The organism is Streptomyces sp. NPDC090119, assembly GCF_044747085.1.
In the GTDB taxonomy this organism is placed as follows: domain Bacteria; phylum Actinomycetota; class Actinomycetes; order Streptomycetales; family Streptomycetaceae; genus Streptomyces.
The window spans coordinates 122,858-136,896 of sequence record NZ_JBIVDK010000007.1; the positions used below are offsets into that span (position 1 = coordinate 122,858).

Consider the following 14,039-nt stretch of genomic DNA (forward strand, 5'->3'; position numbering starts at 1 on the left):
GGCCTACTTCGCGGTGTCGGCGACGAGGCGCTCGACGGCGTCGGCGGCCTCGCCGACGGCGGCCGGGTTCTGGCCGCCGCCCTGGGCGACGTCCGGCTTGCCTCCACCGCCGCCGCCGAGGGTCTTGGCGGCGGTACGGACCAGCTCACCGGCCTTCAGGCCGCGCTCGCGGGCCGCCTCGTTGGTGGCGATGACGGTGAGCGGCTTGCCGTTGTTCACCGTGAACAGGGCGACCACGGCGGCCCGGCCGCCCTGGATGCGCCCGCGCACGTCGAGGACCAGCTTGCGCAGGTCGTCCGGGGCGGTGCCGTCCGGGACCTGACCGGTGACCAGGGCCACCCCGCGCACGTCCTTGGCGGACTCGGCGAGACCGGCGGCGGCCTGGAGCACCTTCTCCGCGCGGAACTTCTCGATCTCCTTCTCGGCGTCCTTCAGCTTGCCGAGCATCGCGGAGACCTTCTCCGGCAGCTCCTCCGAGCGTCCCTTGATCAGCTCGCTGAGCTGGTTGACGACCGTGTGCTCCCGGGCCAGGAAGTTGTAGGCGTCCATGCCGACCAGCGCCTCGATCCGGCGTACACCGGAGCCGATGGAGGACTCGCCGAGCAGCTTCACCAGGCCCAGCTGGGCGGTGTTGTGGACGTGCGTGCCGCCGCACAGCTCCTTGGAGAAGTCGCCGATGGTGACGACGCGGACCCGCTCGCCGTACTTCTCACCGAACTCGGCGATGGCGCCCTGCTTCTTGGCCTCGTCGATGCCCATGACCTCGGCGTGCACGTCCAGGTCGTGGGAGAGCACCTCGTTGATCTTCTGCTCGACGTCGGTCATCACGGCCGTGGGAACGGCGGACGGGGAGCCGAAGTCGAAGCGGAAGCGGCCGGGCTGGTTCTCCGAACCGGCCTGGGCGGCCGTCGGGCCGAGGGCGTCGCGCAGCGCCTGGTGGGTGAGGTGGGTGGCCGAGTGGGCGCGGGCGATGGCCTTGCGGCGGCGGGCGTCGATGGACGCCTGGGCCTTGGCACCGACCGTGACCTCGCCGACCTGGACGACGCCCTTGTGGACGTAGACGCCGGGCACCGGCTTCTGGGTGTCGCGGATCTCGATGACGGCACCGGTGTCGACCTTGATGCGGCCGGTGTCACCGATCTGGCCGCCGCCCTCGGCGTAGAACGGGGTGCGGTCGAGGACGATCTCGACCTCGTCGCCCTCGGTGGCGGCCGGGGAGGAGACACCGTCGACGAGGATGCCGACGATGGTGGTCTCGCTCTGGGTGTCGCTGTAGCCGACGAAGTCGGTGGCGCCGGAGGCGTCCGCGATCTCCCGGTAGGCGCCGAGGTCGGCGTGGCCGGTCTTCTTGGCGCGGGCGTCGGCCTTGGCGCGCTCCCGCTGCTCCTTCATCAGGCGGCGGAAACCGGCCTCGTCCACGGCGAGGCCCTGCTCGGCGGCCATCTCCAGGGTGAGGTCGATCGGGAAGCCCCAGGTGTCGTGGAGCAGGAACGCCTTGTCGCCGGAGAGGACGCTGCCGCCGGACTGCTTGGTCTCGGTGACGGCGGTGTCGAGGATGTTGGTGCCCGACTTGAGCGTCTTGAGGAAGGCGTTCTCCTCGGCGACGGCCACCTTCTCGATGCGCTCGCGGTCGGTGATCAGCTCCGGGTACTGCTGGCCCATCATGGCGATCACGACGTCGACCAGGTCCTTGGCGACCGGGCCGGTGGCGCCCAGCAGGCGCATGTTGCGGATGGCGCGGCGCATGATGCGGCGCAGCACATAGCCGCGGCCCTCGTTGCCGGGGGTGACGCCGTCGCCGATCAGCATGACGGCGGTGCGCATGTGGTCGGTGACCACGCGCAGCGAGACGTCGGACGCCTGGGCGTCGCCGTAGGCCACGCCGGTCAGCTCGGTGGCCTTCTCGATGACGGCCATGGAGGTGTCGATCTCGTACATGTTCTGCACGCCCTGCAGAATCATGGCGAGGCGTTCCAGGCCGAGGCCCGTGTCGATGTTCTGGCTCGGCAGGTCCCCGAGGATCTCGAAGTCGTCCTTGCCGATGCCCTCGCCCCGCTCGTACTGCATGAAGACGAGGTTCCAGATCTCGACGTACCGCTCGTCGTTGACGGCGGGGCCGCCCTCGACGCCGAACTCGGGGCCGCGGTCGTAGTTGATCTCGGAGCAGGGGCCGCAGGGACCGGGGACGCCCATGGACCAGTAGTTGTCCTTCATGCCCAGGCGCTGGATGCGCTCCTTGGGCACGCCGACGATGTCGTGCCAGATGCGCTCGGCCTCGTCGTCGTCCTTGTAGACGGTGATCCACAGGCGCTCGGGGTCGAGGCCGTAACCGCCCTTGTCCTGGGGGCTGGTGAGCAGCTCCCAGGCGAACTTGATGGCGCCTTCCTTGAAGTAGTCGCCGAAGGAGAAGTTGCCGCACATCTGGAAGAACGTGCCGTGGCGGGTGGTCTTGCCGACCTCTTCGATGTCGGGCGTGCGTACGCACTTCTGCACGCTGGTGGCGCGCGCGAAGGGGGGCTTGACCTCACCCAGGAAGTAGGGCTTGAAGGGCACCATGCCGGCCGGGACGAGGAGCAGAGTCGGGTCGTCCGCGATGAGCGACGCCGAAGGGACGACGGTGTGCCCGCGCTCCTCGAAGAAGCTCAGCCAGCGGCGGCGAATCTCGGCCGACTCCATCAGTGGTCCTCATTCCGGTTGTACGTGTACGTCGTGTTCTCGATGTACTTCACTGTGCTGCTGTTGTTCTCGATGGCGGTGATCCGCCGGGGCTCCGGCAGGGCGGGGCTCTCGTGGATGCCGAGCGCCTCCTGGAGCTCCTCTTCCCGCTGGACCATGTTGTCGCGGACGTCGAGCGCGAAGCCGACCGCCGCGTCCTTGAGCCGGTGCCCGGTCTCCAGTGCCTTGTTGGCCGCGGTGGCGGCGAGGCTCTCGGGAGTGAGCTGCTTCAGCTTGCGGTTGACCTTGGTGGTGGCCCACACACCGGCGGCGACGCCCGTGCTGAACCAGAACGTACGGCGGAACATCGCGGTTCTCAGTCCTTCTTTCGCTTGCCCCGCCGTGCGGCCGGGACCGTCCGGCCCACGATGACCGTGCGGCGCGGCGTCTTCGCGGGCTTGCCCTCGTCGCGGCCGCCGAGCGCGCGGCGGACGCCGTAGCCGAAGGCGGCGACCTTGACCAGGGGGCCGCCGAAGGTGGAGGCGACGGTGGAGGAGAGCGCGGAGGCGTTCGACGTCACCTCCTGCACGTCGGAGGCGATGGCGTCGACCCGCTCGATCTGGGTCTGCGCCGAACGCACCGCCGTGGACGCGTCGGCCAGCAGCGGGACGGCCTGGTCGGTCACGTCCGCCACCAGCTTGGTGGTCGCCTTGAGCGTCTGGGCCAGCCTCGCCAGCGCTACGGCGAGGAAGGAGACCAGGATCGCCCAGAAGACGGCCACCAGGATCCCGGCAACCTCTCCACCGGACACTGTGCGCACCTGCTCCCTGAAACGTGCTTGAGCATCGGAAAAGTCGTGCACCGAGCCTATCGCGCCGTCGGCGGGGCTCCGTACCGGATTACCGGGCCCCGGCGGGGAGCCGCGGGCGTCCGGGAACGCGCGAGCCCGCCGGCCCGCCCGCCGGAGGGCGGGGGGACGACGGGCCGTGGTGCTGCGCCGGGGCTGGGATCAGCGGGCGTAGTACTCGACGACGAGCTGCTCGTCGCAGATCACCGGGATCTCCTTGCGGTTCGGCTCACGGTCCAGGCGGAACGCCAGGGCCTTGAGGTTCACCTGCAGGTAGCGCGGGGTCTCGCCGTCGGCGGCGAAGCCACCCTCGCGGGAGACCTGGAACAGCGTCTTGTCCTTGGAGCGGTCGCGGACCTGCACGACGTCGTCCGGACGGACACGGAAGGACGGCTTGTCGACCTTCTGGCCGTTGACCTGGATGTGGCCGTGGACGACCATCTGGCGGGCCTGGTAGATCGTGCGGGCGATGCCCGAACGCAGGACCAGCGCGTCGAGGCGGCGCTCGAGCTCGATGATCAGGGCCTCACCGGTCTTGCCCTGAACCTTGGCGGCACGCTCGTAGGCGCGGACGAGCTGACGCTCGGACACGTCGTACTGCGCGCGCAGACGCTGCTTCTCGAGCAGACGGACCTTGTAGTCCGAGTTCTGCTTGCGGCCGCGGCCGTGCTCGCCCGGCGGGTAGGGGCGGGCCTCGAAGTACTTGACGGCCTTCGGGGTCAGCGCGATGCCGAGGGCACGCGACTTCTTGACCTTGGGGCGGGACTGGTTCGCCATGAACCAAACACCTCGTTTTATCTGTGCGAATACGGCTTCACCAGGGTTAGGGGAGGTCGCATCCGCAGCCGGGGAGACCCTGCCTGTCCGCAACGGACGGGCCGGGCAGCCGTTCCCCGAACTGGGCACATACGTGCAGCACGCGAGTGGCCCACCGGCCCGGTCCGGCTGCTGCCGGAGGGTGGTGGGCTGCCCGCGACACCTTCGACGGTGCGCGACGCTCCTGGAGAACCCCGCCCGAGGGCCGGACTCTCCGGCTGGATGTCCCGCTCTGGTGAGCCGTTCCCCCGTGATCGAGGGCCCGGACACGGGACTCAGCACTTCGACGCAGTCTACAGGGCGCTCAGGACCGCTTTCGACCGAGGTGCTTCCTGGTCCATTCGACCGCGTCCGCGTACCGCGCCTCGGCGCCGTGCCGGGTCGGGGTGTAGTACTCGCGGTCCTTGAGGGCGTCCGGGGCGTACTGCTGGGCGGCGATGCCGTCGGCCTGGTTGTGCGGGTAGACGTAGCCCTTGGCGTGGCCGAGCTTCTTGGCGCCCTGGTAGTGCCCGTCCCGCAGGTGGGCCGGGACCGGGCCCGCGTGGCCCTTGCGAACGTCGGCCATGGCCTCGGCGATCGCGGTGGTCGCGGAGTTGGACTTGGGGGCGAGCGCGAGCGCGATGGTGGCGTGGCTGAGGGTGAGGGACGCCTCGGGGAAGCCGATCATGGCGACGGCCTGGGCCGCGGCCACGGCTATGGGCAGCGCGTTGGGGTCGGCGACGCCGATGTCCTCGCTGGCGGAGATCATCAGGCGCCGGGCGATGAAGCGCGGGTCCTCACCGGCCTCGATCATCCGGGCCAGGTAGTGCAGGGCCGCGTCCACGTCCGAGCCCCGGATGGACTTGATCAGGGCGCTGGCCACGTCGTAGTGCTGGTCGCCGTCACGGTCGTACTTCACCGCCGCGCGGTCGACGGTCTCCTCCAGCGTGGTCAGCGCGATCTCGGCGTCGCCCTTGTCCAGGGAGGCACCGGCGGCGGCCTCCAGCACGGTGAGGGCGCGGCGGGCGTCTCCGCCCGCCACCCGCAGGATGTGCTCCTCGGCGTCCTCGGGGAGGGTGAGCGCGCCGCCGAGGCCCCGCTCGTCGGCAAGGCTGCGGCGCACCAGGTCGCGGACGTCGTCGTCGGTGAGGGGTTCGAGGGTGAGGAGCAGGGAGCGGGAGAGCAGCGGGGAGATGACCGAGAAGTACGGGTTCTCGGTGGTGGCCGCGATCAGGGTGACCCAGCGGTTCTCCACGGCCGGGAGCAGGGAGTCCTGCTGGGCCTTGCTGAAGCGGTGGATCTCGTCGAGGAAGAGGACGGTCTCCTTGCCGAAGCCGCCGGTGGCGCGGCGGGCGCCGTCGATGACCGCGCGGACCTCCTTGACGCCGGCGCTGATCGCGCTCAGCTCCACGAAGCGCTGGTCGGTGGCGCGGGAGACGACATGGGCGAGGGTGGTCTTGCCGGTGCCGGGCGGGCCCCAGAGGATCACCGAGGAGGGTCCGGCGGGACCGCGGCCGCCCTCGCCGACCAGTCTGCGCAGCGGTGAGCCGGGCTTGAGCAGATGGCGCTGGCCCACGACCTCGTCGAGGGTGCGCGGGCGCATGCGCGCCGCCAGGGGGCTCCCGGCGGGCTCCTTCTCCTGGCGTTCTTCGGCTGCGGCGGTGAACAGGTCGGCTTCCACACCGAAAACCCTAAATCACGCCACTGACAACGGGCCTGGCCGTCAGCTGGTCCAGAAGGTCCACCAGCGGGTCAGGATCAGCATGCCGATGATCCCGATGTGCAGCACGGGCAGCACCCAGGTGAACTCGCCGAAGAAGGAGCGCAGCGGGCGCGGGGCGGGCAGGAAGCCCTGGCGCACGTTGAAGGAGGTCACGTACCAGAACATGATGATCGTGGCGACCCAGGCCAGCGAGCACCACAGGCACAGGGCATTGATCCGGTACAGGGACTGGAACTGGAGCCAGGTGCAGAAGGCGACCCCGAAGAGGGTGCCCGCGTTGAAGGTCAGCCAGTACCAGCGGGGGTAGCGGGCGCGGGCGAGCAGGCTCACCCCGACGCAGATCACGATGCCGTAGGCGACCAGGCCCAGCATGGGGTTGGGGAAGCCGAAGGCGGCGGCCTGCTTGCTCTCCATGACGCTGCCGCAGGAGACGACCGGGTTGAGGCTGCAGCCGGGGACGAAGGTCTTGCCCGCGGCCTTGGCCTCGAGCAGCTTGAACTTGTCGATCGTGATGACCCAGGCGGCGAGCAGTCCGGCCGCGCCGGTGATCACCAGCATCAGGGCGAAGGCGCGGCTGCCGCCCTCGGCGCGGGCCGTGCCGTGAGCACGCTCGGACCCGGACTGGGTGGAGACGTCGGTCACTGTCGTCTTGCTCATCACGCCGATTCCGTCACTCGCTAGATCGGACCTGCTTCGGGCATCGGTCATTGTGCCGCACCGGCGCCCCCGCGCACCGTTCGCTGTGCATAAGTTCGAAGCGGGCGGGGCACGCTCCCTCCATTTTCGGCCGGTTCGGCCGGGACGGCAGCACAGGCGATCGAACGGTGACGGGCCGGACGGCTGTCCGTCCGGCCCGTCACCGTTCTCAGTGACTCAGAGACTCAGAGCCGGGACTCCAGCTCCGCGACGACCTCGTTGATGCCGACCGCGGTCTGCTCGCCGGACTCCATGTCCTTGACCTGGACGAGGCCCTCGGCGATGTCGCGCTCGCCGAGCACCAGCGTGTAGCGGGCGCCGGAGCGGTTGGCGGCCTTCATCGCGGCCTTCAGGCCCTTGCCGCCGAAGGCGAAGTCGGCGGCGATGCCGACCTTGCGCAACTCGGTGACCTTGGCGAACAGCACCCGCCGGGCCTCCTCGCCGAGCGGTACGGCGAAGACGCTGGTGGCGGACGGCAGGTCCAGCTCCACACCCTCGGCCTCCAGGGCGAGGACGGTGCGGTCGACGCCGAGCGCCCAGCCGACGGAGGGCAGCGCGGGGCCGCCGATCATCTCGGAGAGGCCGTCGTAGCGTCCGCCGCCGCCGACGGCGGACTGGGAGCCGAGGCCGTCGTGGACGAACTCGAAGGTGGTGCGGGTGTAGTAGTCCAGACCGCGCACCAGCCGCGGGTCGTCCTCGAAGACGACACCGGCCGCGGTGATCAGCTCGCGGACCTCCTCGTGGTACGCCTTGCAGGCGTCGCACAGGTAGTCGCGCAGCAGGGGGGCGCCGGTGAGCTGCTTCTGCACCGCCTCGCGCTTGTCGTCCAGGACGCGCAGCGGGTTGATCTCGGCGCGGCGCAGGGTGTCCTCGTCGAGGTCGAGTCCGCGCAGGAAGTCCTGGAGCGCGGCCCGGTACACCGGACGGCACTCCTTGTCGCCCAGGCTGTTGAGCAGGATGCGGAACTCGCGCAGGCCCAGCGAGCGGTACGCCTGGTCGGCCAGGATGATCAGCTCGGCGTCCAGGGCGGGGTCCTCGGCACCGATCGCCTCGGCGCCGACCTGGGAGAAGTGGCGGTAACGGCCCTTCTGCGGGCGCTCGTAGCGGTAGTAGGAGCCGGAGTACCAGAGCTTGACCGGGAGGTTGCCCGCCTTGTGCAGGTTGGCCTCCAGGGCGGCGCGGAGCACGGAGGCGGTGCCTTCGGGGCGCAGGGCGAGCCGGTCGCCGCCCTTGGTCTCGAAGGCGTACATCTCCTTGGTGACGATGTCGGTGGACTCGCCGACCCCGCGCGCGAACAGCTCGACGTTCTCGAAGCCGGGGGTCTCGATGTAGCCGTACCCGGAGTCGCGCAGGGGGGCGGCGATGGCCTCGCGCACCGCGAGGTACTGGGCGGACTGCGGCGGGATCAGGTCGTACGTGCCCTTGGGGGCCTTGAAGGTGCTCACGGAAGTTCTCTCGTCACATTCCTCGTCGGGGAGCCGGGTCGGTTCCCTGGCCGGCCGCCACCTGCCGCAGATAGGGGTTGGTGGCGCGCTCCTGGCCGATGGTGGTCTGGGGGCCGTGGCCGGACAGCACCACGGTGGAGTCGTCGAGCGGCAGGCACACGCGGGCCAGCGACGCGAGCATGTCGTCCGCCGATCCGCCCGGCAGGTCGGTGCGTCCCACGGAGCCGGCGAACAGCAGATCCCCGGAGAAGAAGACCGACGGGATGTCGGCGCTCTCGGGCATCCGGAAGGTCACCGACCCCTTGGTATGGCCCGGCGCGTGCGCGACGGAGAAGTCCATCCCGGCGAGCCGGAGCTTCGCCCCGTCGGTCAGCTCCCGGACGTCGTCCGGCTCCCCCACGGTCAGTTCGCCCATGAGCGGCATGCCGATGGACCGGCCGAGCGCCTTCTCGGGGTCACTGAGCATGTAGCGGTCGTCGGGATGAATCCACGCGGGCACGTCGTGCGCGCCGCACACGGGGACGACGGAGGCGACATGGTCGATGTGGCCGTGGGTGAGGACGACGGCGGTGGGCTTGAGGCGATGCTTCTTCAGCGCTTCCTCGACGCCGGGGGCGGCCTGATGGCCGGGGTCGATGATCACGCACTCCTCACCGGCGGCGGGGGCGACGAGATAACAGTTCGTCCCCCAGGCCCCGGCGGGGAACCCGGCAATGAGCACGATCGTCCTTCGTTGTGTCGGTACGGGAGGGCTCGCGCGCGGGCGGCCCGTGGTGGGAAAAGCCCCTAGAGCCTACCGGCGCTGCCGTTTCCTCAGCGAACCCATATACGGTACGGGGCTACACGCGCCTGTCGGATCACAGGACGCACGCGTACCGGTCGGTATACGACACGCATGAGGAGAGAACCCGGTGGTCAGCCAGGAGCAGCGACGGCGTCAGCTCGCACGGGAGAAGTTCTTGCGGCAGCAGCAGCGGCGCACGGACTCGCGACGCAAGGCGCGCATGCGCAACTCGGTGATCGCGTCGGTGCTCGGCGTGATCGTGATCGGCAGCGTGGCGCTGTACACGACGGGCGTGATGAAGGACGACGGCGACAAGAAGGTGGACGCCGCCGGGTCCTCGCCGAGCGCGGCCGCGAGCCCCAGCAAGGTGCCGGACCCGTGCGAGAAGCCGGCCAAGGGCTCGGTGAAGAAGCAGTCCTGGAAGAAGGAGCCGGCGATGTCGATCGACACGTCGGCCGACTACACGATGAAGCTGGCCACCACCTGCGGTGACATCGGGATCGCGCTGAAGGCGTCGGCGGCCCCGCACACGGTGAACTCCTTCTCCTACCTCGCGGACAAGGGCTTCTTCGACCACACCAAGTGCCACCGGCTGACCACGAAGGGGATCTACGTCCTGCAGTGCGGCGACCCGACGGGTACCGGCACCGGCGGGCCGGGCTACACCATCCCGGACGAGAATCTGAAGGACAAGAGCCTCGCGAAGAACACGTACCCGGCGGGCACGGTGGCGATGGCCAACACCGGGCAGCCGCACACCGGGGGCAGCCAGTTCTTCCTGGTCTTCAAGGACAGCCCGCTGCCGCCCCAGTACTCGCCCTTCGGCACGATCGACAAGGCCGGGCTGAAGGTGCTGGACAAGATCGCCAAGGCGGGCGAGAACACCGGCCAGGGCGACGGCGCCCCGAACGCGACCGTCGTGATCGACAAGGCGACGGTCACCAAGTCCTGACGCCACCGCGGCGTTCCGGTCCGTGCTCGCGGGCCGGTCGCCTGCGGAATTGGCTGCCGCCGGATGCGGACAGGCACCTTGCCGGTCGCCTATGTTGGCGATGACGAAACTGTGGACGATGCCAGGGGGCCGGGAGGCTTCCCGCAGGCATCATGTGGAGGAGGCGCTGTGAGCAGCGACCCGTGGGGCCGCGTCGACGAGACGGGGACCGTGTACGTGCGTACGGCCGAGGGCGAGCAGGTCGTCGGATCGTGGGCGGCAGGCTCCCCCGAGGAGGCGCTTGCCTACTTCGAGCGCAAGTACGAGGGCCTGGTGGTCGAGATCGGCCTCCTCGAAAAGCGTGTACAGACCACCGATCTGTCCGCGAAGGACGCCCAGACCGCGATCGGTCACATCCGCGAACAGGTCGACGCGCACCACGCGGTGGGCGACCTGGAGGCGCTGCGGACCCGCCTGGACAAGCTCGTCCAGAAGGTCGAGTCGCGCCGCGAGGAGCGCAAGGCGCAGCGCGCCAAGCAGTCCGACGAGGCCCGCAAGGCCAAGGAGGAGCTGGTCGCGGAGGCGGAGCAGCTGGCGGCGTCCGACCAGTGGCGGGTGGCCGGTGAGCGGCTGCGGGCCCTGGTGGACATCTGGAAGGGGCTGCCCCGGCTGGACCGCAAGTCCGACGACGAGCTGTGGCACCGCTTCTCGCACGCCCGGTCGGCGTTCTCCAAGCGCCGCAAGGCGCACTTCGCGCAGCTGGACTCGCAGCGCGAGGACGCCCGGCGCGTCAAGGAGCGGCTGGTCGCGGAGGCGGAGGCGCTGTCCGGTTCGACGGACTGGGGCACCACGGCGGCCCGGTACCGCGAGCTGATGGCGGACTGGAAGGCCGCGGGCCGCGCCCAGCGTGAGAACGAGGACGACCTGTGGAACCGCTTCCGGGGCGCGCAGGACGTGTTCTTCGCCGCGCGCAGCTCGGTGTTCGCCGAGCGGGACGCGGAGCAGGGCGAGAACCTGAAGCTGAAGGAGGCGCTGGCCGACGAGGCCGAGCAGATCCTTCCGGTCCGGGACCTCAAGTCCGCGCGTGCCGCCTTCCGTTCGGTCAACGAGCGGTGGGAGGCCGTCGGTCATGTGCCGCGGGACGCGCGGGGCAAGGTCGAGGGCCGGATGCACGCCGTCGAGCGGGCGATCCAGGAGGCCGAGGAGACCGAGTGGCGCCGGACCAACCCGGAGGCGCGTGCGCGTGCCGCGGGGCTGACCGGTCAGCTGCAGGCCGCCGTGGACAAGCTCCGCGGCCAGGTCGAGCAGGCGCGCGCCCAGGGCAACAACTCCCGCGCCGACAAGCTGGAGCGTGAGCTGGAGGGCCGCCAGGCGCTGCTGGACCAGGCGCTGAAGGGCCTGGAGGAGTTCGGGGGCTGAACTTCCCCCACCGCATACGCCGAGGGCCCCGTACACCGCGTACGGGGCCCTCGGCGTATGCGTCGCTAGCCGCGGTTGCGGGCCGAGGTGACGCGGTAGACGTCGTAGACGCCCTCCACGCCGCGTACGGCCTTCAGGACGTGGCCGAGGTGCTTGGGGTCGCCCATCTCGAAGGTGAAGCGGGAGGTGGCGACCCGGTCGCGGGAGGTCTGCACGGCCGCGGACAGGATGTTGACGTGCTGGTCGGACAGGACGCGGGTGACGTCCGAGAGCAGCCGGGAGCGGTCCAGCGCCTCGACCTGGATGGCGACCAGGAAGACCGAGGACTGGGTGGGTGCCCACTCGACGTCGAGGATGCGCTCGGGCTCCCGCGACAGGGACTCCACGTTGACGCAGTCGCTGCGGTGCACCGAGACGCCGCTGCCCCGGGTGACGAAGCCGATGATCGGGTCGCCGGGTACCGGGGTGCAGCAGCGGGCCAGCTTCACCCACACGTCGTCGACGCCCTTGACCACGACACCGGGGTCGGAGCTGGAGCGGCGCTTGCGGCTGCGGCGGGTCGGCGGGACCGGCTCCTCGATCTCCTCGGTGGCCGCCTCCTCGCCGCCGAGTGCCTGGACCAGCTTCTGCACGATGTTCTGCGCGGAGACATGGCCCTCGCCGATCGCCGCGTACAGCGCGGAGATGTCGGAGTAGCGCATCTCGTGCGCGAGGGTGACCAGGGAGTCGCCGGTCAGGATGCGCTGGATCGGCAGGTTCTGCTTGCGCATCGCCCGGACGATCGCGTCCTTGCCCTGTTCGATCGCCTCGTCGCGGCGCTCCTTGGAGAACCAGGCGCGGATCTTGTTGCGGGCGCGGGGCGACTTGACGAAGCCCAGCCAGTCGCGGGACGGCCCGGCGCCGGGCGCCTTGGAGGTGAAGACCTCCACCAGGTCGCCGTTGTCCAGGGTGGACTCCAGCGGGACCAGGCGTCCGTTGACGCGTGCCCCTATGGTCCGGTGGCCGACCTCGGTGTGCACCGCGTAGGCGAAGTCGACCGGGGTGGCCCCGGCCGGGAGCGCTATCACGTCGCCCTTGGGCGTGAAGACGAAGACCTCGTTGCGGGACAGGTCGAAGCGCAGGGACTCCAGGAACTCGCCGGGGTCCTCGGTCTCCTTCTGCCAGTCCAGCAGCTGGCGCAGCCACGCCATGTCGTTGAGGTGGTCGTCCTTGCCCTTGCCGGACGACTTCGGCGCGTCGGTGCGCACCTTGGAGGCACCGGCGACGGCCTCCTGCTTGTACTTCCAGTGCGCGGCGATGCCGTACTCGGCGCGGCGGTGCATGTCGAAGGTGCGGATCTGCAGCTCGACCGGCTTGCCGTTGGGTCCGATGACCGTCGTGTGCAGCGACTGGTACATGTTGAACTTCGGCATCGCGATGTAGTCCTTGAACCGGCCGGGGACCGGGTTCCATCGCGCGTGGATCGTGCCGAGGGCCGCGTAGCAGTCCCGGACGGTCTCCACCAGGACGCGGATGCCGACCAGGTCGTAGATCTCCGCGAAGTCACGGCCGCGGACGATCATCTTCTGGTAGACGCTGTAGTAGTGCTTGGGGCGGCCGGTGACGGTCGCCTTGATGCGGGCGGCGCGCAGGTCGGCCTGGACCTCGTCGGTGACTATGGCCAGGTACTCGTCACGCTTGGGGGCGCGCTCGGCCACCAGCCGCACGATCTCGTCGTACATCTTGGGGTAGAGGATGGCGAAGGCCAGGTCCTCCAGTTCCCACTTGATGGTGTTCATGCCCAGGCGGTGGGCGAGCGGCGCGTAGATCTCCAGGGTCTCGCGCGCCTTCTTCTCCTGCTTCTCGCGCTTGAGGTAGCGCATGGTGCGCATGTTGTGCAGGCGGTCGGCGAGCTTGATGACCAGGACGCGGGGGTCCTTGGCCATGGCGACGACCATCTTGCGCACGGTCTCGGCCTGCGCGGCCTCGCCGAACTTGACCTTGTCCAGCTTGGTGACGCCGTCCACGAGCAGCGCGACCACGTCGCCGAAGTCCCGGCGCAGGTCGTCCAGGCCGTACTCGGTGTCCTCGACGGTGTCGTGCAGCAGCCCGGCCATCAGGGTCGCCGGGTCCATGCCCAGCTCGGCGAGGATGGTGGTGACGGCGAGCGGGTGCGTGATGTACGGGTCGCCGCTCTTGCGCTTCTGGCCGCGGTGCCAGCGCTCGGCGACCTGGTAGGCGCTCTCGATCTGGCGGAGCGTCGCGTTCTCGATCTTGGGGTCGTTGCTGCGCACTATCCGCAGCAGCGGCTCCAGCACCGGGTTGTACGGGTTGGCGCGCTGCACGCCGAGCCGGGCCAGACGGGCGCGGACGCGGTTGGAGGAGCCGGAGCGGGGCGCGGTCTGACCTGCCGCCGGGCGCACGGGGGCGGGCTTGGGGCGCACGGTGTCGGCGCTCTTCTCCACCGGCGCGGACTGGGCGTGCTCGACCGAGCCGCGCGCGTCGTTCTTCGCGTCGGACGCGTGCGACGCGGGCTTCACCGCGGGCGCCGGAGCGGGCTCCGGCTTGGCGGCGGTCAGTGGCTGGGCCTCGTCTGGCAAGAGGACTCCTAGTGCGCGGTCCGGGTCCCCCGGTCAGGCTCCGGAAACCCCATGGTAGCGATCCCGCGCCTCACCATCGCCTTCAGCCTGACGGAAGAGCGGTCCACCAGTGGAACACGTGGGGCGGGTGGGGGATTCCTCGGGGCCCGGCCCCGGAACGCGGAG

Annotated in this window: 11 protein-coding genes; 2 read left to right on the forward strand and 9 right to left on the reverse strand. The window is 70.1% G+C overall.

Annotated elements, in window-relative coordinates; genetic code table 11:
• Nucleotides 1-3: 3 nt before the first annotated feature.
• The 8 genes from alaS to ACIPPM_RS27725 all read right to left on the reverse strand — a co-directional run bounded on the left by alaS (nt 4) and on the right by ACIPPM_RS27725 (nt 8,882).
• Entirely contained in the window at nt 4-2,676 is a 2,673-nt protein-coding gene (gene alaS / locus ACIPPM_RS27690; protein ID WP_401452665.1) for an alanine--tRNA ligase, read from the reverse strand.
• Nucleotides 2,676-3,023 carry a hypothetical protein gene (locus ACIPPM_RS27695; protein WP_401452667.1) on the reverse strand — a complete coding sequence of 116 codons (348 nt, stop codon included), beginning with the start codon at nt 3,021-3,023 and terminating at the stop codon, nt 2,676-2,678. The genes alaS and ACIPPM_RS27695 overlap by 1 nt, the downstream gene beginning before the upstream one ends.
• 8 nt (nt 3,024-3,031) lie before the next feature.
• Entirely contained in the window at nt 3,032-3,475 is a 444-nt protein-coding gene (locus tag ACIPPM_RS27700) for a DUF948 domain-containing protein (RefSeq protein WP_401452669.1), read from the reverse strand.
• Between the two features lie 189 nt (nt 3,476-3,664).
• Entirely contained in the window at nt 3,665-4,279 is a 615-nt protein-coding gene (gene rpsD / locus ACIPPM_RS27705) for a 30S ribosomal protein S4 (protein WP_161150195.1), read from the reverse strand.
• 343 nt (nt 4,280-4,622) lie between these two features.
• Nucleotides 4,623-5,978 (reverse strand): replication-associated recombination protein A, encoded by a 1,356-nt coding sequence (locus ACIPPM_RS27710; RefSeq protein ID WP_401452671.1) that lies wholly within the window; start codon nt 5,976-5,978, stop codon nt 4,623-4,625.
• A 42-nt stretch (nt 5,979-6,020) separates the two neighbouring features.
• Nucleotides 6,021-6,677, reverse strand: a complete 657-nt coding sequence (locus ACIPPM_RS27715; protein ID WP_401452673.1) for a vitamin K epoxide reductase family protein — start codon at nt 6,675-6,677, stop codon at nt 6,021-6,023.
• Nucleotides 6,678-6,901: 224 nt separating this feature from the next.
• A complete protein-coding gene (hisS, locus tag ACIPPM_RS27720; protein ID WP_401452675.1) occupies nt 6,902-8,161 on the reverse strand; it encodes a histidine--tRNA ligase in 1,260 nt (419 codons plus the stop codon).
• 13 nt (nt 8,162-8,174) lie between these two features.
• Nucleotides 8,175-8,882 (reverse strand): MBL fold metallo-hydrolase, encoded by a 708-nt coding sequence (locus ACIPPM_RS27725; protein ID WP_401452677.1) that lies wholly within the window; start codon nt 8,880-8,882, stop codon nt 8,175-8,177.
• 190 nt (nt 8,883-9,072) lie between these two features.
• Between ACIPPM_RS27725 and ACIPPM_RS27730 the strand changes: the two genes are divergently transcribed.
• Together ACIPPM_RS27730 and ACIPPM_RS27735 are read left to right on the forward strand one after the other, a co-directional pair.
• The gene (locus ACIPPM_RS27730; protein WP_393596512.1) at nt 9,073-9,897 is read left to right on the forward strand and encodes a peptidylprolyl isomerase; all 825 of its coding nucleotides are present in this window, start codon (nt 9,073-9,075) and stop codon (nt 9,895-9,897) included.
• Nucleotides 9,898-10,065: 168 nt separating this feature from the next.
• Nucleotides 10,066-11,295, forward strand: coding sequence for a DUF349 domain-containing protein (locus tag ACIPPM_RS27735; protein WP_401452680.1), 1,230 nt, complete (start codon nt 10,066-10,068; stop codon nt 11,293-11,295).
• Nucleotides 11,296-11,360: 65 nt separating this feature from the next.
• Here ACIPPM_RS27735 and ACIPPM_RS27740 read toward each other — a convergent pair whose 3' ends face one another.
• A complete protein-coding gene (locus ACIPPM_RS27740; RefSeq protein WP_401452682.1) occupies nt 11,361-13,874 on the reverse strand; it encodes a RelA/SpoT family protein in 2,514 nt (837 codons plus the stop codon).
• Nucleotides 13,875-14,039: the final 165 nt, after the last annotated feature.

Bases quoted from the DNA above. Each gene is read 5' to 3' on its own strand.
- alaS (WP_401452665.1), bottom strand. From the start codon at position 2,676: ATGGAGTCGGCCGAGATTCGCCGCCGCTGGCTGAGCTTCTTCGAGGAG.
- rpsD (WP_161150195.1), bottom strand. From the start codon at position 4,279: ATGGCGAACCAGTCCCGCCCCAAGGTCAAGAAGTCGCGTGCCCTCGGC.
- ACIPPM_RS27715 (WP_401452673.1), bottom strand. From the start codon at position 6,677: ATGAGCAAGACGACAGTGACCGACGTCTCCACCCAGTCCGGGTCCGAG.
- ACIPPM_RS27695 (WP_401452667.1), bottom strand. From the start codon at position 3,023: ATGTTCCGCCGTACGTTCTGGTTCAGCACGGGCGTCGCCGCCGGTGTG.